Consider the following 20,673-nt stretch of genomic DNA (forward strand, 5'->3'; position numbering starts at 1 on the left):
AAGCCGAGCACCGTTTGGATGTGTTGGTCAGCGACCACCTTTGCCTTGTCGTCACGATACCGCATTCGGGGGGGCTCGAATGACAGGGCTTCCCGAAAACGCGATTGCCAGCATCGAGCCAGGCCTTCGCGCCACGAGTGCCGACGAATGGGTCTGAGGCTCCTCCAAGACGAACTCGAGCGCCGCGCCGCCATATCCCGTAAGCGCGCAGACGAGGATGTTGACATCCAAGAGCTGATGCGGGCGGCGCCGTCCCGCATCCCAAACCCCCGCGAAAGTCTGCCATGGCGTCCCGCGCGGACGCCAGCGTGGGAGCCGCGGCGTGACCGGCGAGACGCCGGGCGGCCGCCGCTGCCGCGCCACGCCCTGGAGGGGTGGCACTCGCCGACCCTGGTCGCGGCCGCCGACCTCGGCCAGATGCGGATCAACTTCAACTACCGAAACTATTTCACGACGGCCGCCGGCTACGGTGAGAAGCCGCGCCGTGCCCAATACTTTGAGGGTCCCTACGAACTCGCGCTGTTCCGACTGCTCGAGATGAGCACAGCAGTCGTCGACTACCAGTTCCAGCCCCTACAGATGCGATGGTCCACGAAGGATGGCCGGTCGGTCGAATACACCACCGACGTCATCTACGCGACCGAGGACGGCGAGATCCTGGTCGAGGAGGTCAAGGCGACACAGGCATATTTCGATCGGTCCGACACGCGCGACCTACTCGCGCTGTTCGAGGAGCGGATCGAGAAGGCAGGTGCCCGCTTTTTCCGTCGCACCAGCCGCCGCATCGCTGAACCCACCTTCTGGCGCACAGTAAAGGACGCCTTCGACGACCGACGCACCGCATATTCCGATGCCGACGTCAAACGCGCGCAAACGGCAGTCACCCGCGAAGGCGGCATCGCCCCTCTGGGCGTCGTTCTCGATGCAGTGGGCGGACCGGGCCGAGAGGCCCAGGCGAAGCTCAACGCTATGATGTTACGCCGGGAGGTCGGCGTTGACCTCTCGGCGCCACCCATGGGCGACACCAAGGTAACGCTTCCCGCCGCTCCAGCCAATCCCGACGCGCTGCGCGCGTTCCTCCAGCGCTTCGCGGTACGGCCGTGAACGGCGTCCCGTTCTTCGCCGTCGCCGGCACGATCCTCGATCACGTTGAACTCGGGCGACTTAGGTACGTTGAGCACCTCGGCGACTGGGTGCTCCACATTGTGCCCGATAACGATCCCGACGCGGGACCTGTGCGGGTTCGGCTGCCCGGTTCCAACGAGTGGATCATGCCGACGGTCGTCTGGGTGCTCGCTGAGTTCGCCGCAGGGCGTCTTCAGGACGTCGGTAACTCCTCCGATGACGACATCCGGGCCGGACGCTTCCTCGGCCTCGACCGCGCCGCCTGCATGGAGAGGGATCCGAAGGCCGCTTCTCGTCACGACTGGGCGATGGCCGCGAAGAAGGCGGGCATGCCTAAGTCGGCCGACGTCCTCAAGGTCTGGATCTCAACGGCCGAGATCCCCCATCACCCGGACGATACCGACCATGTCAAGCGACTGAAGAATGTGCGTCCGCATCCCCGCGCTCTTATCCGCTGGATGGGCAAACTCGAGATTGGCGACGCAGACATCTGGAGCTTCGTGAACACCTCGGGCCGGCTGACGGGCATGTCGCAGCTTTCGCCGGTATTGGATCGGCTCGTCCACCGTGTCGCAATGACGTACATCGCCACACCTCGCCTGTCCTCGTTCGAGGACGCTGCGGCGCTCTGCGACCGCTGGTGGCGTCAACTTGAGGCGGCAGGTGTCCCCGACATCGGCATCGAGCCCCCTTCCATGGAGACTGTCAGGCTTCGCGTGCGTCTGCTGGACGGACGAACCTCCGAGGAGATCCGCGAAGGCCGACACAGCGCGAAGAAGCGTTTCGAGGCAAGCGGCGAGCCCGTGGAAACCGAGCACGCGTTTGAGCGCGTCTTCATGGACGGCACCGAATTCGAACACGCTTGCCTCTATGCCGAGGATTGGCCGATCCCCTCCAACAAGATGAAGGGCGTCTTCGCGATGGACGCCCACACGCAGTATGTCTTCCCAGGCGTGGTGTTCACCGGCCCCTACCGTGCCGAGATGGGCATTCAGGCCGCGCTCAACATCATGGTAGCTCCTGTCCTCAGTGCCGAGGAGGTGGCCGCCGATCCCTACAAGGGCCTGCTCGTTGCCCTGCCGTCCGACCTGATGTATGACAACGACAAGGCGCAACTGCCGCCGGCGCTGGTGCCAGCGACCGTCACTGCAACGTCGTCCACAGAACTGGCGCCTGCGTATCTCCATGACGCCAAGGCCACCCTTGAGATCTTCAACAAGTTCGTCAAACGCAAGCTGCGCGGCGTCCGGGGCCGTATCCGCGGACCCAGCCGGATGGCAGATCCGAGATACGATCCGATCAAGTCGGCCGACGTCAACCGCGCGGTCTATGCGCAAATGGTCGATGATGCTCGCCGGGAGTGGAACAGGAAACCCCGCAAGCGCTTCGGAAATAAGTCGCCTGAGGATCTGATGATCGAGCACCTGCTAGCAGGCGGCAACCGTCTCGTGGACCCTGGCAGGATCCGCCGACATTTTGCAAGCACGCCGTCCGAACGACAGATCCTCACCAGCGATGGACTGGTCTACGACAAGGTCCGCTACCGCTGGAACAGACGAGGCATAAGCGAGGTCCTCGACAATAACCATCGAAATACGCCGTTCGACGAGAGGATCGAGGGCACGAGCAAGGCCCTCGTCACCATCCGAGTCTACGACGGCGACATCGACATGATCGAGGTGCTCGACGACGAGACCGGTGATTATCACCCGATGTGGTCGACCAATCCTCGTTACACGGGCGGCCTGAGCAGGTGGGAGCACCACCAGTATTGTGGCATGGTCCGTGCGGGGAAGGGCGGCGCGACCAGCGACCGGGAATGGATTGCCATCAAGGGCAACGCGATCGTCGCGTTCGACATCGAGATGCCGAAAGCCGACTTCTCCGCGCGCGAGAATATGGCGGCGCTGATCGAGCGCGAGGACATACGTCGCAAGTCTGGCCTGCGTGCCAAGGATCCGTTGTTTGGACAGCTACCCGAGATCGGCCTAGTGACTGAGCTTGGCGGCGTGAACCGTGCGGACCTGCCTGTGCCGCCCCCGCAGAAGCAAGATCGCAAGCCCAAGGACCAGCCCAGCGCGCCCAAGCGGGCTAGCGACTATGGTTATGCGAGCACCGCCGATGCCACGCGCGGCGAGGAAAAGCTGGAGCTGGAGCTCGACGACAACCTCCTCGGTGCGGATGCCGACGAGGGTTCATCCCTCAGCCTCTGGGACGAAGACGACGGAGAGATAAGTTGAAGGATCCGTTTGGCAAGCAACCGCGGCATGTCACCGGCAATGCTGCACCCGACTATGCGGATCCGGCGCTGGACGACCGCGTCGATGCCGCCAACGCGGCGTTCGCCACCATTTGGGTGTACCATGGGCCGCAGGTCGCCGTCATCAGTCAGCTACGCCGCTACATTCGCCAGACGCAAGGCAAGCGGGGCATCCCACTGACCGGACGTCGCCTCAGCCAAGAGACGCAGGCCGGTAAGAGTGCGCTTGTCTGGCGCCTCAAGGCCGAACTAGCGGCCGAGCGGGCTGCGGCAGGGCTGCCCCCCAACCCGTATCAGGTAATCATCGTCACGATCGAGCGCCACATGACACTCAAAAGCTTCCTGCAGGAAATTCTCAAGCAGCTCGGCGAAGACGAGATCGATCCTGATCCTGAGGCGACCGAACGGAAGCGGAGGAAGGATGGGGAAAAGAAGGAGGACAGGCGCAGCTACCACACCCTCGAAACCCGGATCGCCTATTGGTCGATCCGGCTTGGTGTCGACCTTGTCGTGGCAGATGAGGCTCAGCGACTGGACCGCGTGGGCTCCGACGCGAGCAACGTGACCGAGCGCATTCAGACGTTCCTCGACCGCGGCGTCGTGCCGTTGCTGCTCATTGGCAACGGCAAGTCAGAGGCGTTCTTCAAGAAGAATGGTGACCTCTGCGCTCGTCTAAGCACGCCGCTGATTCTAAAGCAGCTCAAGCCGGACAACAAGACCAAAGCCGGGAAGGAGGACGCAAGGCTGTTCAAGGCGTTCTGTCGGAATCTCGACGACGCCTTGGTCACGACGGGCGCCGTCCTTCTGTCCCCCAACCTCGTCGCGCACGCGACTCTCGACGCCCTACTTGCGGTCTCCAGCGGCCACGTCGGCCGCGTCGCGCGGTTGATCGAGGAAGCCCTACCGATGGCAGTGGCGCGCGGCGCGGCCACCATCGAGGCGATTGATCTCAGCAATGCGGTGCGCGGCTACGCGATTGGCAACGGATGGATCGACCACGATCCGTTCTCCGACAATGACTGACCGCGAAACCGGGGCTGATGCTTTGAACCCGTCGGAATCCTCGCCGTCGACCGATGCGAAGTTCCCCCGGGTGAGGTTCGCCGTCGATTTCGAGGACGATGAGAGCATTCCGGGAATGATGGTTAGAGCAGCGGCGGAGCACGTCCTCCACCGCGTCGGCCTTATCTACGACGCCGCCGGCATCGAATGCGCTTATCCCGGCCATGCGCAGCTCCTGCCGCGGACAGACCTTGAACGCATCGCCGTCGTCGTTCGCGCGGATCCCGACAGGTTGGCTGCGAACGCCGGTCAGCGCGTCCACTCAACGCACTTCGGCGCCACCCACCAACGCGCAAAGTTTGGCGACCTTACGCTAATCCGATCCCACCTGGAGCTGTATAAGAGGCGAATCGGTCCAGTGTCGCTGCAGTCGGCCGGCCACCACCGCGTCGCGTGGCTTAACAACCTGCTGCCATACTGCCCGATGTCGCTGGAGCGGCTGGTCGACACTTGCGGACACTGCTCCGAAACTCTGGGTTGGTTGTGGACGTGGGGCGTGGGCACCTGCGAGTGGTGCGAGACGACGGTGCCCGCATCCGCGGATGCGATGCTGCCGGCCGACATGGCGACACACTACCGCCTGTTCTCCGCGCTCGTCTCGCCCGTCGAGGGTGAACGCGCCGCTGCCCGCGCGTCGCTCCCGGAACGGCTGCGTGGGGTCGAATACGCCACCCTGATCCGTCTCGCCTGCCGCCTTGGCCTGATCTGCCGCGACGACCCGATTACCAAGTGCACACAGCATGACCTAGACCAACTGCCAGCCGAGACGTTGGCGTCGGTCGTAACGACCGGAGCGTCAATGCTTGACGACTGGCCGACCTCCTTTGAGCGCTTCGTGCATGACCGAGCCGACAGTCTTCGCAACGACCGCGATAGCTTCCTCAAGTGGCGGACACTGCTGCGTCGGATCTCGGTCGCCAAGAGCCAAGGGGAAGAGCTGAGCGCGCTTGTGCTTGAAGTGCTGCCCGACCTGAATGCCAGCGTCGAGCGGAGCTTCGCCGGCGGGCGCCGTTATTATTTGCCCAACGAAACTGCCCGGAACTGGGGTGTCGATCACAATGACGTCCTTAAGGTCGTCGATGTAGAAGCCGTGAAGGTAGTCCGTCTCCCTGGCATCACGCGGCGCAGGATGCAGCTCGACGCTGCACAGGTCGAGGGCATCGGACGGATTCTGCGCTCAGCAATCCCGATCAACACGCTGCCCGGCAAGCTGGAGTTGCCCCTATACGGCGTCGAGCAGCTGATCGATTCCCGGCTCCTTCGATGGGAGCGCCACCCAGCGGTGCTCGTTGTCAGGGAATGGGTTTGCGTCCAGAAAGAATCGTTCGACCGCCTTCTATCAAGGCTGGGGAGAGTCACCCGGCCTGGCAATGCCCCGGCGGACGCGATATCGCTCCTCGCGGCATCGCGCCGGATAGGAGGGCGCGAGAAACCCTGGGCCGACATCATCACTGCAATCTTGATCGGACGGCTACCGGTGTGGGGCAACGGTGGCCCATTCAACGCCAAGAGGATCTTTGTCCGGCCCGCTGACATGGCTCAGTTCGATGGTTGCAGCTTTACACCGAGTGGGCGAACCTTCCCATTTTCATCGGTGATATCAAAGGACGACCTCGGCGAAATTCTCAATATCGCTCCGAAATACCTCGACGCGCTAGAGAAAGACGTTGAACTGAAGTTCGAAGAGGTGGGTCGCGCTGAATGCGTTGCCAAGGAAAGCGCGATCAAGATCGCTGTGAGGATGGCCTCGTCCGCCGAGATCGGCCATCACATGGGTCTCCACTCGCGGAAGGCAAGCACGGCGATGCGAAAGCGGTCAATGACGGAGGTAGGCGTTGGCTGGGACCGTACACAGCTCATTGCTCTCGGCATCCTGCCGGAACTATGAAGCGGCTTTGTGACAATGCTAGCTTGTGGCAGTGGCTATGTGTGTAACCCCCAGCTAAGACTGGGCCGAATCCCAGCTAACGCTGGGCCAACCGGGTGGCTGGTTGGTCCGGGTGGCTTTCCAGCGAGGCGCGCTTTGTCACGGGCGTCGAGCGGAGTATCGCTGATCGCTGCCGGGCAATGGCGCCCGTCTGATCGCGGCGCTGATTGGTGACGATTCGCGCGCGCTGAACCGGTGACATCCAATTTCTGTAGCGCTTGCAACAAATCATCTCATAGTCGAAGCTTTGGTCCATGCGGGGTTTTGATGACGTCACAGGCTGACGCCTCCTTACTGCATCCCGACCTGTGGCGGGGCTGGGTCGCTGCGGACGATCCGCTGGCGAGTGACCCCTGCGTGTTGCGGGGCGGCTTTCTGCAATCCTGGCAGAACACCAGCTCGACCATGCTCCAGCCGCCGCTGGACCACCATCTCGTGGTGCTGCATCAGGGCGGGCCCAAGCGGGTCCGGCGCGACGGGGGCGGCGGTCGGCGCGTCAACGATGTCGAGGAGCGGTCGGTGACCTCGGCGGAAGCGGGCAGTGCCTATCGGTGGCAGACCGAGGGCCCGATCGCCTTTTCCCATTTCTACATCCGCCCCGACTATTTCGGTGCGCTGGTGGGTGAGGCGTTCGACCGCGATCCGGCGTCGGTGAGCTTTGCCGAAACCATCGGCCGCCCCGACCCGCACGCCGCCAATCTGTTCGAGCTGTTGCTCAATGGGCGCGACGATCCCGATTGGGCCTTGTCGGCCGATTTTTATGTCGATGCCTTGCTGGTTCGGCTGGCGACGACATCGACCTGGAATGGCGAGTTTCGGCAGTACCGCCGACTGACACTGGCCCCGCTCGTCGTCGCGCGCGTGTGCGATTTCGTCCGCTCCAACATCAGCCAGCGCATCACGCTTGAAGATTTGGCCGCCGTGGCGGGCTATAGCCGCTTTCATTTCGTACGGGCTTTCAAGGACAGTACGGGGGTACCGCCCTATGCCTATGTGCTGCGCGAGCGTGTCGCCGCCGCGCGGGGCCTGCTTGATCACAGCGCGCTGCCGATCGCCGAAATCGCGCAACGTTGCGGTTTTTCGACGCACACCCATTTCTCGACGCGTTTTCGCGAGGCGATCGGCCTGACGCCCGCTGACTACCGCCGCCGCGCAGGCGGCGGCGGTAGTAGCGACTGATCGGCTAAAAACCCTGAACGAGTTGGACGATGTAGCGCTGACTGAACGAATTGGCGACGTTGGTCACCGGAAACTCGACGCCAGCTAGCAAAAACAGATTATTGCCGACATGGGTACGCATCCCGGGCGTGATGCTGACAAAGCTGTTGCCTACGCCGCGGATTGGTTGGCGCCAATTGGCCGAAACATACCAGGTCAAATCGCCAAACGGGGCCCGGCTGTGCGGTGTGATCGTCTGGCCGACCGCAGCATTGAGCACGAAATTGTCCGGTTGGTTTCGGTTCGCGAATTCATAGGCAACGCGGCCACGCAGCGAAAAGCCGCGACCAACATCGGTCCAGATGTTGAGCTGCGGCTGCGCGGCAAAGACATTATTGCCCTGGCGGATCGATCCGGTCGGCAAGCGCCAGCCGACACCGCCGTTGATCGACAGATTGCGCTTTTCGACCAACATGACCTGCGTGGTCAGCGTGACGTCGCCGAAATTGCCGCTGCGGCCGGAATTCTGATAAAAGGGCACTTCGATGCCGGCCCAAAGGCGGCGCGTGAACGGATAGTGGAACCGCCCGAGCACACCCCATGAATCGGGGCCGCGCGCTTCGGTATAGTTGGCGGCCAAGTGCACTTCGCGGGTGAAAAAGCCGTCCGCCGTGGCCAGCCAGCCGTGGCGCGGCGCGCCGCTGTCCCCATTGGGAACGGGAATCCACTTGCTACCCAGCTCCTCCCCGAATTTGGCGCTGTCGAGTGGCGTCCATTCGCTGGCGGGTTCTGCGGGCGGGGGCGGCGCATCCTGCGCCACAGCGGCGTCAGCGCACCCAACGATGAGTGCTGCGGCAAGCGCGGTGCGGCGGGCAGCGAAGTTACTCCAATGCATGGTCAATTCCCTCCTTAAGAGAGGGGCGGCATAGCATTTGGGCGCGCGGGCTTCTTTCGCAGCCCTTTGAGTTTATCGGCAAATTGCTTCGCTCTTTTGCCGAACGTCCCAGCCGCGCGGCTTACTGTCCGCGCTGTCGACGATAGCGTCCGGGCGGCATGCCGATCACCTTGGTGAACGCCGCCGTGAAATGCGATTGGCTGGCAAACCCGCACGCCAGTGCCAACTCGGCCAAGGGCAGATCGCCGCCCACCAGCATCGCACGCGCGCGGTCGAGCCGCCGTGACCCCACGAAATGATAGGGCGTCTCGCCCGTCGCCAGCTTGAACACGCGCGAAAAATGAAAGGGCGACAGGCCAGCGACTCCGGCCAAATCCTGGAGGTGAATTTCATGGTCGAGCCGCGAGTCGATGAAATCGACCACGCGGGCCAATCGCACGGGCGACAAATGGATGCGCTCGTCGGCCGCGTGCGTCGGGGTGATGTTCTGCTGGACCAGCGTCGCGCCAATCGCGCGGATCAGGCCTTCGACCATCAAATCGGACGCAAAGCCCGGCGCGCGCAGCTCCATCGCGCACATCGTGATCAGTTGACTCAGCCGGTCGTGGCGTTCGCTCGCGATCGGCGGCAATTCGGCAGCGCCCAGTTCGGCAGTGATCTTGCGAAGGTCAGCTTGCGGAATGAACAGCGCCAGCGCGCTGTGTCCGGCCGAAAACTCAATCTCGGTCGTATAGTCATGCGGCACGAAGCTGACATGACCGCGCTGCAGCGGCTTGTCGACATGCAGATGGCCGATGCGCCCCCGGTGCCGCGGCGAGGCGGTCAGATTGACCAGCAGCGTGTCGCTGTCGGACAGGCTGCCGGCCGCGCGCGCCTGACCCGATTCGCCAACCCCGATGTGGCGCACGGCCTGGATTCTGTTGCCCGGTTTCGACAGCATTTCGGCCTGCGGTTTCGCCGAAAACCGGATTGAATCATAAGCATCTGCACCCGTCGCCGCCAGAAAACTGGAAGGAGCGTAGACCCGCGAGTCCATATCGTGCCTCGACCTATGAAAAAGGAGTCACGCCAAACAATTTGGCGCCGAAAATCTCCTCAATCGGAATCGATAATAGCATGGCGCTATTGGTTTGCGGGGCTGCTCTCGGCCCCTAGCTTTCGATTTGCGCAATATCGCAATACAGTTGTCGACTGTGATCGGGGTTACGACATCGCAATTGACTAGTGCAGCGACCCCGCCGGGTTGGACAGCCGGAGCATCGATACCAACCGGATATCAGCCTCGGCCAAGCCGGCGGCGACGAGCGGCAAGCTGTTGACGTGCGTCTGCATCACCGCGACCGATTCGGTGCACAGCAGCGTCAGCTCGTCGCGCTCGCTTGCCACAAAAGCCATGACGAAACGGCCATTCATTGCCCAATCGACCAGCGCGTCGAACTCGGCGCTGGTATAGAAGGCGACCTCATCCGCGCTTGACCCGGGGATCCCGCGCAGCGTGATGAGCGTGAGCGGCATCGGCGGATTTTTCTGCCCGCGCCGCAAGCTTGCATACCAGGACGACAGCAGGTTCCAGGGCATTTGGGGCGACCCTCCTGCCGCGCATCATAACCATGATAGCGGGGTCCGCGCTATCACGATATTGCGCACCGAGTGACCGCAAGCAGCATTAAAAAATGCGCGGTGCAGGAAAGCTTGCCGCAAGCTTTCGCAAAACACCAACGCATCACGAAAGCAAAACGGCGCGCGCTGTGGCGACATGCGGCTCAGCGGTGACCAGACTTCTCTGGTGCAGGCCGCGCGCCAATTACCGGGAGCAGTCCATGTCCAAACACCTCGATACCCGATTCACTCTGCTAGCCAGCGCGGCCGTGCTGCTGGCGGCGGCGGTCGCCCCTGCCAGCGCCGAAGTCGTTGTTCGCGGCAAGGAAGGCAAGCCGCTCGACGAAATCCGCCGCGCACCGGGGTCAATCTATCCCGATCTGCGCACCATCGTCGCCCAGCCGTCGCCATCCGAGATCAAGCCCGAATTCCTCGGCCCGGTTGTGCTGATGAAGTCGGCACATATCGATCTGGAAAAAGGCACAGCGACGCTGCCGCTCCGCAAGGGCAAGCTGAAGAACGGCACGCCGGTGTGGTTCATCATCACCGACACCACCGACGAAAATCTGTCGAACCTGCACGGCGTCAATTATGCGCCGAAGATGGCGTACGGCCTGACCGGCGTCGCATCGCGTCACGCGACGATCGAAAAGGATGGTAGCTTCACCTTCGCCACCGGCAGCGTCGATTTCAAGCCGGTCCTTGGCGTGACGCCCGGACCTGCCAACGCACCGTTCCCGCCCGCTAAGTTCCAGCCGGGCTCGGTTGGCGATGCGACCTACACGCCGATGGTCTATATCGACAATTCCGCCAAGGGCGTGTTGATGAACGCGCCCGTCGTCTCGCAGGCAACCGAAGCCGAACTCAACACCATGTGCGACGGCAATGTCGATCACAGCAAGGTGCACGACAAGGTGCTGGCCATCTGTCCGCGTGACGAAACCGTCACGCTGTCGCTGACGCTCGGCTTCACCTTCGACAAGCCGATCCAGTATCTGTCGACCGAGGCCAACAACCCGCTTGTCGCCGCGCTTGAAAATGCGACCTTCGCGCCGGCGCTTGCCGACCTGCCGTTCGCGCTCGAAGATGCGTCGCCCGGCGAATCGGCAGAGCGTATCGTCGTCGTCGTCAATGGTCCGACCGGCCTCGACAATCCGCATCGTCAGGGGCTGGTGAGCGCGCTGACGGATGGCCGTGGTCCGCTCAACATCCTCGGCGGCATCCCGACGATCAACCTCGACTATTCACCGATGTGGCGGCTGTTCCCGGCGGTGTGGACCGACGAGGCGATCAAGAAGGGCTATCGCTATCGCATGACCAGCGCGCTGCAGGCGGCAGAAATGTCGACGCGTGGTTTGATCAAGAGCCTCGACGGCGGCGATTTCCGCGCGGTCGGGTTCGTTGTGAATTGCCCGGTGGTCTATCGCATCAACTGATCGACCACGGGCTCAAGCATAGGCGATGGTCCAGCGTTCCCCCCCCACGCTCAACCCCTCATCGCCTGGGCGGCGCTGCTCGTCAGCGCCGCCCCATACTCCGCCGCCGGTGCGCAGCAAATCGCTGCGCCCGGCGCGGCTTGTTGTGTGATCTGACCACCGACCGCCCGGATACGACCAAAAGCCCCTTCACCATCGACGCGGGGTCGCGGCAGAGCATGTCGATCACTGCGATCTGTGGTTCGGGCCTCTCTCCCGCGAACTTTCTGGCAATGGATGGGAATGAAGGCGCGCGCGCAATTCGCGGAGCACTCAACGACGTCGCCAGCAACTTGCGCTAACCGACGGCGGTTGGACGCGCTCCGCTTTTGGCCAAATAAATGGGGCTGGATCGACCTGCCGCAGCTCGGGCAACGCTGATATCGGTCGGCCAATCAGTCGAATGGAAGGCACTGGCGCAGGACAGGCGCGGGGCGCGTTGCGGGATCAGGGTCGGCGGGCATCAGCGACCGGGGTGGCGCCTTGCCGAGCCGCGAGTTCCATGAACCAACGACCTCATCCGCGATCTGACTCCCCCAGGACGGCCATGCCGGTTTGCACGAATCACGACTGCCGCTTGTGCACGAATGGCGGCTTCGGAGATCCTCTCAGGACGGTCGGTCGACCGGGATCGGCACCCGATGGATGCGGAGGTCGGTCCTGTGTGCTGACGGTGGCCCAGCGTTAGCCAGGAATCTTCTGGCCAGGCGAAGTTTTCGCTGGTCGCCGATTTTTGGGCCATGTGGGAAAAATGCGTATACGAGGCGACGCTCGGCCCAAGCTTGGCGGGGGGTTGCAACAACCATGGCCGACGCTGCCGAACGCGCTGATCCTGTTACCAGAGCGGTGCGCCAGCCGCTGTGGGGCTATTACGCCGCCGCGGCGCTCGCTGCTGCGATGCTGTTATTGGTCGGGCTGGGGGCGCTTGTCGCGCGCGGGCAGCTGTTCGCTTTCGACCGCGCGATTATGTTGGCGATGCGCGAAAGCGAGAACAGGCGCATCCCCGAAGGGCCGATGTGGCTCAAGCAGGCGATGCTCGACGTGACCGCGCTTGGTGGTGAAACGGTGTTGGTCGTCGTCGTATTGGCCACCGCAGGTTTTCTCGTGCTTGGGCGGAGATGGCTGACGCTGGGGCTGGTGCTCGGCGGGACGATCAGTGGATCGTTGCTGGTCGGGGTGTTCAAGGACTTGGTTGGCCGTGCGCGCCCTGTACTGATCGATCATCTGGTCGATGTCTGGTCGGCGAGCTTCCCGAGCGGCCATGCCGCCAACAGTGCGACTGTCTACCTGACGATTGCGCTGATCCTGATGCAAATCGTCGAGCAGCGTGCGGCGCGGCTGTACCTTGTCGCGGTCGCCGCGCTGCTGGTCGGCGCGATCGGTGTCAGCCGCGTCTATCTGGGCGTGCATTTCCCGAGCGACGTGATCGCGGGCTGGAGCTTCGGCACGCTTTGGGCGCTGGGGTGGTGGTGGATCGGGGCGTGGACTCGCGTCAGGCGCGCGCGAGCAGAGCCTGGGCCGCTTTCAGATGCGGCGCATCGACCATCCGACCGTCGAGGCTGAGCGCGCCCGCGCCGGGATTCGCCGCGAACAGATCGACGATGGCCTGCGCCTTGGCGACCTCCTCCGCGCTCGGCGTGAAGGCGGCGTTGATGACGCTTACCTGCGTCGGATGGATCGCCATCATGCCCGTAAAGCCGTCGCGCCGCCCGCGCGCGGCATAGGCGGCGAGCCCGTCGATGTCGCGAAAATCGGGATAGACCGTCTCGAGGGCCGGCACACCCGCCGCATGCGCGCCAAACAGCGTGAGCGACCGCGCGAGCTGGTAAGGCGCGGTATAGCTGCCGTCGGCCTCGCGTGACGCGCTCGCGCCGATCGCGGCGGGCAGGTCCTCGGCGCCCCAGGTCAGCCCCGCCAGCCGGGGCGTGACGCCGCCATAGCTGCCAAGGCTGAAAATCGCCGCCGGGGTTTCGGTCGCGATTGGCAGGATCATCATGTCGCCCCTGAGCTTGGCATCGAGTGCGGCGAGCGAGGCGCGGCCCTCCGCCTTCGGCAGCACGATGCCGTCGGGGTGCGCGGGGAGCACGGCGGCGAGATCGTCGTCCGCGAGCCCCGAATCGAGCGGGTTGATCCTTACGAACAGCGTCGTCGTGCGCGCGTGGCCGAGGAATTCGGCAACGGCGGTGCGGGCGGCTGCCTTGTTCGTAAGCGCCACCGAATCCTCAAGATCGACGATCAGCGCATCGGCGCCGAGCGTCAGCGCTTTCACCATGCGGTCGGGCCGGTCCCCGGGGACGAACAGCAAGGATCGCAGGCGTGGCATCGGATTGGCCTCATTCAACTTGTGATGCGTGCGCTAGCATGGCCAAGCCGTGCGACGGAAGCGCCGAAGCATATTGATATTGTATATCATCGCTTCTAATGCTGCGGCGCGTCATCATTGGAGTGTTTGCGTGAAGCGTTCGAATCCCTGGTTGGTGGGTGTGACCCTTGCCGTTTTGTCCCCCGCCGCTGCGCAGGCCAAGCAACCCCCCGCGCCGCCCCCCGCGTCACCTGAAGCGCCGGAGGGGCAGGCCAAGCCCACTGCCCCTGCCGACCAGCCAAATGAAGTGATCGTCACTGGCACGCTCGATCATAGCGAGCGCGACGTGCTGTCGGGGACGTCGGTCCTGAGCGGCGCTGAGCTGACGCGCAATCTTCAGCCAACGATCGGCGAAACCCTTGCGCGCCAGCCCGGCGTTTCGGCAACCTCGTTCGGGCCCAACGCCTCGCGTCCGATCCTGCGCGGTTTCCAGGGCGACCGCATCCGCGTGCTGACCGACGGGATCGGCTCGATCGACGTGTCGAATACCTCGGTCGATCACGCCGTCGTCATCAACCCGCTGCTCGCTGAGCGCATCGAAGTGCTGCGCGGGCCAGCGGCGCTGCTCTATGGCTCGTCGGCGGTGGGCGGCGTGGTCAATGTCATCGACGCCCGCATTCCGCGCAGGGTGCCGGACAAGGGCTATAGTCTCGACGCGATCGGCACCTATGGCTCGGCGGCCAACGAGCGTTCGATCGGCGCCAGCGCCAATGTCGCACTGGGCAATCAGTTCGTGATCAACACCAATGGCAGCTATTCGAAGACCGATGATCTGCGCATCCCGGGCTTTGCGCTGACGCCCGCGCGCCGCGCCGAAGCGCTGGCGACCAGCCTCCTCCCCTTCAATCCGGCCGACCCGGACCGAATCGACTTTGCGGGCAACGCTGCCATTCGCGGCACACTTCCCAACAGCGCGAGCGAGACCTGGACTGCCGGTGTCGGCGCCGCGCTGATCACTGATGGCGGATCGCTTGGCCTTTCCTATGGCCATTATGCGAGCCTGTACGGCGTGCCGATCCGCTATGCGACGCAGATCGGCCAGGGGCAGGAAAGCCCGCGCATCGACATCGTCCAGAACCGCCTCGATCTGCGCGGCGAAGTCGACACCGGTGGGGGCTTTATCGAAACGCTGCGGCTGCGCGCGGGCTATGCGGCGTATCGCCAGTTCGAGCTCGAGCCCGATGGCGCGGTGGCGACGACCTTCCTCAACAACGGCTTTGAAGGCCGGTTCGAAATCATCCAGGCCCGGCGCGGGGCGTGGCTCGGCGCGTCGGGGGTGCAATTCTCCAACCGCGAGTTCAACGTGATCGGCGACGAAGCCTTTCTGCCGCGCAATGCCACCGCGCAGACGGGTATATTCACCCAGCAGCAGCTCGATTTCGGGCGGTTCAAGGCTGAGGCCGGCGCGCGCTATGAATGGACCGACCTGTCATCGCGCAGCGACATTGGCGATCTGCGCTATTTCCGCGGTGATCGCCGATTCGGCGCTTTCTCGGGCGCGGTCGGCGCGTCCTATGGGGTAAGCGATGCGGTGCGTTTCGGCCTGAACCTGTCGCGCACCGAACGCGCGCCGAGCGCCGAAGAACTGTTCGCCAATGGTTCGCACGCGGGCACGCAAGCCTATGAACTCGGCAATCCCGACTTCCGGCTGGAAAAGAGCTGGGGGCTCGAAGCGACGCTCCACGCGCATGGCGAAGGCTATAGCTTCGACGCGTCGGCCTATTACAACTGGTTCTCGAACTTCATTTCGGACAACCAGACCGATCAGGCGGTGTGCGAAGCCGCGGCGGCGCCGAGCGGACGTGATGTCGATCTGCCGTGCTTCCAGCTGTCCCAAGGCGATGCGCGTTACTATGGCTTCGAAGCGAGCGGATCGGTGAAGGTCGCGCAGCTTGGCAATTATGCGATCAACGTCGATGCGCTGGGCGATTATGTCCGCGCGACATTGGTCGGCAACGGCCCCGCCCCGCGCATTCCCCCTGTGCGCGTGCTCGGCGGGATCGAGGCGCAGTCAGACCGGTTGAGCGGGCGGATCGAAGTCGAGCATGTTTTCGCGCAGAACCGCGTGGCGGCGTTCGAGACGACGACGCGCGATTTCACCCTCGTCAACTTCTCGGCGCAGTGGCAGCCGTTCGCGGACAACAAGACGACGCTCACTCTGTCAGCGAACAATCTGTTCGACGCCGACGCGCGGCGGCACGCGAGTTTTCTGAAGGATTTCGCCCCGCTCGCCGGGCGGGATATTCGCGTGACGGTGCGGTTCGCGCTTTAAGCCCAATCAACGGGGGCCTCATTTCCCAAACCGTTCGTGTCGAGCGAAGTCGAGACACCGCGCGGATCGCTTGCGGCCCGTCGCTCGACTGCGCTCGGGACGAACGGAAGGGGTTAGGCCCCCCGCTCCGCCAATTTCCGCTCCCACGCCAGTGCATGCGCCACAATCGTGTCGAGATCATCCAGCTTCGGCCGCCACGGCAAGGTCGCCAGAATCCGCGCATTATCGGCCGTCAGCGCATCGGGGTCGCCCGCGCGGCGGCCTTCGTAGCGGCGCTCGATCTTGACATTGGTCACCCGGTCGACTGCGTCGAGCACGTCGTTGACCGAATAGCCGCGGCCATAGCCCGCGTTCATGATGTGACTCTCGCCCGGCCGCGCCACCAGCAGGTCGAGCGCGTGGACATGCGCCGCCGCCAGATCGCTGACATGGATGTAATCGCGCACCCCCGTCCCGTCGGGCGTCGCGAAATCGGTGCCGAAGATGCTGACATGGCCACGCTTGCCGGTCGCCGCCTCGACCGCGACCTTGATCAGGTGCGTGGCGCCTGCCGTCGACTGGCCCGATCGCCCCTCGGGGTCTGCCCCCGCGACGTTGAAATAGCGTAAAGCACAGTAATTGATCGGGTGCGCGGCGGCGACATCGGCGAGCATATGCTCGGTCATCAGCTTCGACATGCCATAGGGATTGATCGGGCGCTTCGGCATATCCTCGCGCACCGGCACCTCATCGGGAATGCCATAGGTCGCTGCTGTCGATGAAAAGATGAAATGCGGCACCCCGCAAGCGACCGCGCTTTCGATCAGCGATCGGCTCGCGGCGGTGTTGTTGCGGTAATATTTGAGCGGGTCGCTGACCGATTCAGGCACCACGACCGAGCCTGCAAAATGCATGATCGCGCGCACGTCATGGTCGCGCATCACGTCACGCACCGCGTCATCCTCGATATTCGCCTGCACCAGCGTGGCGCGCGGATCGACCGCCCAGGCAAAGCCAGTGACCAGATTGTCGACCACCACCACCCGGTGCCCCGCATCGCACAGCGCCAGCACGGCGTGGCTGCCGATGTAACCCGCCCCGCCCGTCACCAGTATCGCGCCGTCCATCCTTGGTATCCCCGATTGCGTGTTGCGTCCGCGTTCCTATCTAATGCGCACAGAGTTTAAAGGAGCTATTGATGGCCACGGAAATCGCGACGCTTGCCGGTGGGTGCTTCTGGTGCACCGAAGCGGTGTTCAACGACGTGATCGGCGTCGAAAAGGTCGAAAGCGGCTATATCGGCGGCCATGTCCCCAATCCGACCTATCGCCAGGTCTGCGGCGGCGACACGGGGCATGCCGAAGCGATCCGGGTGACGTTCGATAACGATCAGCTCAGCTACGGCGATCTGCTCGACATGTTTTTCGCGACGCACGACCCGACGACGCTCAACCGCCAGGGCAATGACGTCGGCACCCAGTACCGCTCGACGATCTTCCCGCATTCGGACGAGCAGCGGATCGAAGCCAAGGCCGCGATGCAGCGCGCCGCGTCGGGCTGGCCCGCGCCGATCGTGACGACGATCGAGCCGCTGAGCGAATGGTACACCGCCGAGGATTACCACCAGGAATATTGGGGTGGCGACGGCCAGCGGAATCCCTATTGCATCGCGGTGATCCCGCCCAAGCTCAACAAGCTGCGCAAGAGCTTTGCGGCGCGGTCGAAGTCGGCGCAGGCGGTGGGGTGAGGGGGACGAAAGAGCTTCGTTTGTTGTGCCTAAACTGTTGCCCTTAGCGAAAAGACATTCGATCAGTTCCAGTAAAGATCGCTCTTATGGCAGAGAAAAGTCTTGAAGAATCAAGTGATTGACCTAGTAACTGCTGCTCACTCGCTGCCAGATGAGTACCAAAAACTGACGCACTTAATCTATCAGTTGCGGGACTCTAATAGCATCCGCACCGACCTGACGCTTGCCAATGATTTTATCTTTACTATGGGCGTGATTCGAGGCGATGCGACGACCCAAGGGGCTGGTGGACATGCCGAGAATGCTTTTTTGGCACTTTTTTATAGTGCAATCGTTCTGTATGTAAGAGCAACAAAAACGCAGCATGACAATCGACGCTCTTTCGACTTTGTTAAAGATTATGACGAAGAGCAGAGGCAAAAACATCGAGTATTGTGCGATCTTCGCGATCATGCACTTTCGCATTATGGGACTGGTGGGATTTATAACGGGCCTGCATTCCAGAGGGATGGCGTATTCGTTGCGTCCGGACCGCAAAGCGATGGTCAGATAATGACATTGAGCCAGAGGCTTGTCATCCAACCTCAGTTGATTGCGGACCTAGGTCAGATGGCGCATAGGGCACTTATGCTCGCAGATAAGCGAACTCAAATTCTCAATCAGAAAGTTGTAGACGCAATCAATGAGGCATCTTCCGCGTCTCCTGATCTCTTACCCGTGCTCCGCGAGCACTCAACGGACCTAGCCGATTTCCTGGGAAGTGATGAGGCGGCGAATACTCTGCTGACGGGTGCCCGGGTAGGTTACAAGCGCGGTAGCATGCAACACTAGCTCGCCCCCTACCGCACATCCCCCTCGATCGGCGGCTTCGGCGGGACATCCGCCCCCAGCGCCTTGTACGCGATTCCGCCGAGCGCGCCGCCCAGGATCGGCGCTACCCAGAACAGCCACAATTGCTCCACAGCCCAGCCGCCGACCAGTATCGCCGGGCCAGTCGAGCGCGCGGGATTGACCGAGGTGTTGGTCACCGGAATGCTGATCAGGTGGATGAGCGTCAGTCCAAGGCCAATCGCGATCGGCGCGAAGCCGGCGGGGGCGCGGCCGTCGGTCGATCCCATGATGATGATCAGGAACATGAACGTCATCACCACTTCGGTCACGAACCCTGCAACCATCGAATATTGCCCCGGCGAATGCGCGTCGAAGCCGTTCGCCGCAAAGCCGCTCGCGACCAGATCGAACCCCGGCTTGCCGCCTGCGATCACCGACAGCACGAACGCGCCTGCGATCGCGCCGACGACTTGCGCGATGATGTAGAGCGGCACGTCCTTCGCCGGAAAACGCCCGCCCGCGACCAGGCCGATCGTCACCGCCGGGTTGAGGTGGCAGCCCGAGATATGGCCGATCGCATAGGCCATCGTCAGCACGGTCAGCCCGAACGCGAGCGACACGCCCGCGAGACCGATCCCGACGTCCGGGAAAGCCGCCGCCAGCACCGCGCTGCCGCAGCCGCCGAGAACTAGCCAAAACGTACCGATAAATTCCGCTGCCCCGCGCCGTGCCATGTCCATAGCTCAAACTCCCCGAAGAATGCGGGTGAGCATAACTTGTTTCGGTGACGAGGCTAGGATCAAAACGCTGTGTCGGAGCATGATCAATTCCGGCCCCCGCGCGATCGGTATCGAATCGAACCACCCGCCACCGTTCGCCCTGAGCTCGTCGAAGGGCCGTTCTTTCTTTGCCCGCGCGTCGCAAACAGAAGGACGGTGCTTCGACAAGCTCAGCACAAACGGGCCGGATGCGATTCAGCGAATTTGGTCTGACCCAATTCTGGTCGCCGCCGACTGGCGCAGCTATGGTCTGTGCGTCAGTGCGCCGCGCGCGCGAGCCGGTCGTTGATCGCCGCGCCCAGCCCCTCGTCGGGCACGGGCGCGACCGCGATCCTCGGCTTGCCGCTCGCGTCGGCGCCGTGGAGCGTGTCGAACAGGCTCGCGGCGGCTTCGGTCAAGTCGCCGGTGGCGGACAGCGTGTCGTCGCCCGAAACCGCGCCGAACCCGATCAGCCATTCGTCGGGCCCGGCGTCGGTCGCGTCGAGCCGGAGCGGCTTGGCGGGGGCATAATGGCTCGCGAGCTGCCCCGGCGCGATGATGCCGCCCACGGCATTCGCCAGCGGTTGGCCGAGCACCGCCGCAATCGCCGCCGCCGAAATCGGTCCCGGCCGCAGCAGGCGCGGCGTGTTGCCGGTCAGCACGATCGTCGATTCGAGCCCCTCCGGACATGGCCCGTCGTCGAGCACCAGCGCGATGCGGCCTTCGAGGCTCATCAGCACATGCGCGGCGCGCGTCGGGCTGATGCCGCCGCTGGCGTTGGCGGATGGTGCCGCGAGCGGCTTGCCCGATGCTTCGATCAGCCCCTGAATCGCGCGGTGCGCGGGCACGCGGATCGCAATCGTCGGTAGCCCCGCCGTCACGAGCGAGGCAATCCCCGATCCGGTGCGTGCGGGCAGCACCAACGTCAGCGGTCCCGGCCAAAAGGCTTCGGCCAGCGCCCGCGCGCCCGCGTCGAAGTCGGCGAGCGCCTCGGCGGCGGCGAGGCTGGCGACATGCACGATCAGCGGGTTGAAGCTCGGGCGGCCCTTGGCGGCATAGATAGCGGCGACCGCGCGTGGATTGGTCGCGTCGGCGGCAAGACCATAGACGGTCTCGGTTGCGACGGCGATCGGCTGGCCCTCGGCAACCAGTCGCGCCGCTTCGGCAAGCGCCGCCGCGTCATAAGCCCGGCATCGTGTCGCGAAGGAATTTGTGGCGTCCAC

Annotated in this window: 18 protein-coding genes; 11 read left to right on the plus strand and 7 right to left on the minus strand. The window is 63.6% G+C overall.

Annotated elements, in window-relative coordinates:
- Positions 1–417 precede the first annotated feature (417 nt).
- The 5 genes from K2W81_RS00400 (at position 418) to K2W81_RS00420 (ending at position 7,553) form a co-directional block, all read left to right on the plus strand.
- On the plus strand, positions 418–1,104 hold the full coding sequence (locus K2W81_RS00400; protein ID WP_294100357.1) for a hypothetical protein: 687 nt from the start codon (positions 418–420) through the stop codon (positions 1,102–1,104).
- Positions 1,101–3,365, plus strand: coding sequence for a hypothetical protein (locus tag K2W81_RS00405; RefSeq protein WP_294100359.1), 2,265 nt, complete (start codon positions 1,101–1,103; stop codon positions 3,363–3,365). Before K2W81_RS00400 ends, K2W81_RS00405 begins: the two co-directional genes overlap by 4 nt.
- On the plus strand, positions 3,362–4,408 hold the full coding sequence (locus tag K2W81_RS00410; protein ID WP_294100361.1) for an AAA family ATPase: 1,047 nt from the start codon (positions 3,362–3,364) through the stop codon (positions 4,406–4,408). Before K2W81_RS00405 ends, K2W81_RS00410 begins: the two co-directional genes overlap by 4 nt.
- Entirely contained in the window at positions 4,401–6,335 is a 1,935-nt protein-coding gene (locus K2W81_RS00415) for a hypothetical protein (protein WP_294100363.1), read from the plus strand. Before K2W81_RS00410 ends, K2W81_RS00415 begins: the two co-directional genes overlap by 8 nt.
- Before the next feature lie 306 nt (positions 6,336–6,641).
- A complete protein-coding gene (locus tag K2W81_RS00420) occupies positions 6,642–7,553 on the plus strand; it encodes an AraC family transcriptional regulator (protein ID WP_294100364.1) in 912 nt (303 codons plus the stop codon).
- Positions 7,554–7,557: 4 nt separating this feature from the next.
- On the opposite strand, the gene K2W81_RS00425 is transcribed toward K2W81_RS00420, so the two are convergent.
- From K2W81_RS00425 to K2W81_RS00435, 3 genes are all read right to left on the minus strand, one after another.
- Complete coding sequence (locus K2W81_RS00425) at positions 7,558–8,427, minus strand: transporter (protein WP_294100366.1); 870 nt, start codon at positions 8,425–8,427, stop codon at positions 7,558–7,560.
- 121 nt (positions 8,428–8,548) lie between these two features.
- Positions 8,549–9,463, minus strand: coding sequence for an AraC family transcriptional regulator (locus K2W81_RS00430; protein WP_294100367.1), 915 nt, complete (start codon positions 9,461–9,463; stop codon positions 8,549–8,551).
- Positions 9,464–9,648: 185 nt separating this feature from the next.
- The gene (locus tag K2W81_RS00435) at positions 9,649–10,005 is read right to left on the minus strand and encodes a hypothetical protein (RefSeq protein ID WP_294100368.1); all 357 of its coding nucleotides are present in this window, start codon (positions 10,003–10,005) and stop codon (positions 9,649–9,651) included.
- Positions 10,006–10,247: 242 nt separating this feature from the next.
- Here K2W81_RS00435 and K2W81_RS00440 point away from each other — a divergent pair, with 242 nt between their 5' ends.
- The 3 genes from K2W81_RS00440 to K2W81_RS00450 all read left to right on the plus strand — a co-directional run bounded on the left by K2W81_RS00440 (position 10,248) and on the right by K2W81_RS00450 (position 13,064).
- A complete protein-coding gene (locus tag K2W81_RS00440; RefSeq protein WP_294100369.1) occupies positions 10,248–11,462 on the plus strand; it encodes a hypothetical protein in 1,215 nt (404 codons plus the stop codon).
- A gap of 143 nt (positions 11,463–11,605) precedes the next feature.
- Positions 11,606–11,803 (plus strand): hypothetical protein, encoded by a 198-nt coding sequence (locus K2W81_RS00445; RefSeq protein ID WP_294100370.1) that lies wholly within the window; start codon positions 11,606–11,608, stop codon positions 11,801–11,803.
- 502 nt (positions 11,804–12,305) lie between these two features.
- On the plus strand, positions 12,306–13,064 hold the full coding sequence (locus K2W81_RS00450; protein WP_294100371.1) for a phosphatase PAP2 family protein: 759 nt from the start codon (positions 12,306–12,308) through the stop codon (positions 13,062–13,064).
- Here the strand turns inward: K2W81_RS00450 and K2W81_RS00455 are convergent.
- Entirely contained in the window at positions 12,994–13,824 is an 831-nt protein-coding gene (locus tag K2W81_RS00455) for a CoA ester lyase (protein ID WP_294100373.1), read from the minus strand. The two genes, K2W81_RS00450 and K2W81_RS00455, sit on opposite strands and share 71 nt — an antisense overlap.
- Before the next feature lie 130 nt (positions 13,825–13,954).
- Between K2W81_RS00455 and K2W81_RS00460 the strand changes: the two genes are divergently transcribed.
- Positions 13,955–16,135: a TonB-dependent receptor gene (locus tag K2W81_RS00460; RefSeq protein WP_294100375.1), complete on the plus strand. Its 2,181-nt coding sequence runs from the start codon at positions 13,955–13,957 to the stop codon at positions 16,133–16,135.
- Between the two features lie 113 nt (positions 16,136–16,248).
- Here K2W81_RS00460 and galE read toward each other — a convergent pair whose 3' ends face one another.
- Positions 16,249–17,241 (minus strand): UDP-glucose 4-epimerase GalE, encoded by a 993-nt coding sequence (gene galE / locus K2W81_RS00465; RefSeq protein ID WP_294100376.1) that lies wholly within the window; start codon positions 17,239–17,241, stop codon positions 16,249–16,251.
- 71 nt (positions 17,242–17,312) lie between these two features.
- Between galE and msrA the strand changes: the two genes are divergently transcribed.
- Both msrA and K2W81_RS00475 read left to right on the plus strand, forming a co-directional pair.
- Positions 17,313–17,861 (plus strand): peptide-methionine (S)-S-oxide reductase MsrA, encoded by a 549-nt coding sequence (msrA, locus tag K2W81_RS00470; RefSeq protein WP_294100377.1) that lies wholly within the window; start codon positions 17,313–17,315, stop codon positions 17,859–17,861.
- A 114-nt stretch (positions 17,862–17,975) separates the two neighbouring features.
- The gene (locus K2W81_RS00475; protein WP_294100378.1) at positions 17,976–18,692 is read left to right on the plus strand and encodes a hypothetical protein; all 717 of its coding nucleotides are present in this window, start codon (positions 17,976–17,978) and stop codon (positions 18,690–18,692) included.
- A gap of 8 nt (positions 18,693–18,700) precedes the next feature.
- Here the strand turns inward: K2W81_RS00475 and aqpZ are convergent, their stop codons facing one another.
- Together aqpZ and K2W81_RS00485 are read right to left on the minus strand one after the other, a co-directional pair.
- The gene (gene aqpZ / locus K2W81_RS00480) at positions 18,701–19,432 is read right to left on the minus strand and encodes an aquaporin Z (RefSeq protein ID WP_294100379.1); all 732 of its coding nucleotides are present in this window, start codon (positions 19,430–19,432) and stop codon (positions 18,701–18,703) included.
- Between the two features lie 296 nt (positions 19,433–19,728).
- Positions 19,729–20,673, minus strand: a complete 945-nt coding sequence (locus tag K2W81_RS00485; protein ID WP_294100380.1) for an L-threonylcarbamoyladenylate synthase — start codon at positions 20,671–20,673, stop codon at positions 19,729–19,731.

This window comes from Sphingomonas sp. (assembly GCF_019749955.1).
GTDB lineage: Bacteria > Pseudomonadota > Alphaproteobacteria > Sphingomonadales > Sphingomonadaceae > Sphingomonas.

What these genes read in the sequence shown, in the direction of transcription:
- K2W81_RS00425 (WP_294100366.1), bottom strand. Translation starts at nt 8,427, where the DNA reads ATGCATTGGAGTAACTTCGCTGCCCGCCGCACCGCGCTTGCCGCAGCA.
- K2W81_RS00455 (WP_294100373.1), bottom strand. Translation starts at nt 13,824, where the DNA reads ATGCCACGCCTGCGATCCTTGCTGTTCGTCCCCGGGGACCGGCCCGAC.
- K2W81_RS00450 (WP_294100371.1), top strand. Translation starts at nt 12,306, where the DNA reads ATGGCCGACGCTGCCGAACGCGCTGATCCTGTTACCAGAGCGGTGCGC.
- K2W81_RS00415 (WP_294100363.1), top strand. Translation starts at nt 4,401, where the DNA reads ATGACTGACCGCGAAACCGGGGCTGATGCTTTGAACCCGTCGGAATCC.
- K2W81_RS00400 (WP_294100357.1), top strand. Translation starts at nt 418, where the DNA reads ATGCGGATCAACTTCAACTACCGAAACTATTTCACGACGGCCGCCGGC.
- K2W81_RS00420 (WP_294100364.1), top strand. Translation starts at nt 6,642, where the DNA reads ATGACGTCACAGGCTGACGCCTCCTTACTGCATCCCGACCTGTGGCGG.
- msrA (WP_294100377.1), top strand. Translation starts at nt 17,313, where the DNA reads ATGGCCACGGAAATCGCGACGCTTGCCGGTGGGTGCTTCTGGTGCACC.
- aqpZ (WP_294100379.1), bottom strand. Translation starts at nt 19,432, where the DNA reads ATGGACATGGCACGGCGCGGGGCAGCGGAATTTATCGGTACGTTTTGG.
- K2W81_RS00430 (WP_294100367.1), bottom strand. Translation starts at nt 9,463, where the DNA reads ATGGACTCGCGGGTCTACGCTCCTTCCAGTTTTCTGGCGGCGACGGGT.
- K2W81_RS00435 (WP_294100368.1), bottom strand. Translation starts at nt 10,005, where the DNA reads ATGCCCTGGAACCTGCTGTCGTCCTGGTATGCAAGCTTGCGGCGCGGG.
- K2W81_RS00440 (WP_294100369.1), top strand. Translation starts at nt 10,248, where the DNA reads ATGTCCAAACACCTCGATACCCGATTCACTCTGCTAGCCAGCGCGGCC.
- galE (WP_294100376.1), bottom strand. Translation starts at nt 17,241, where the DNA reads ATGGACGGCGCGATACTGGTGACGGGCGGGGCGGGTTACATCGGCAGC.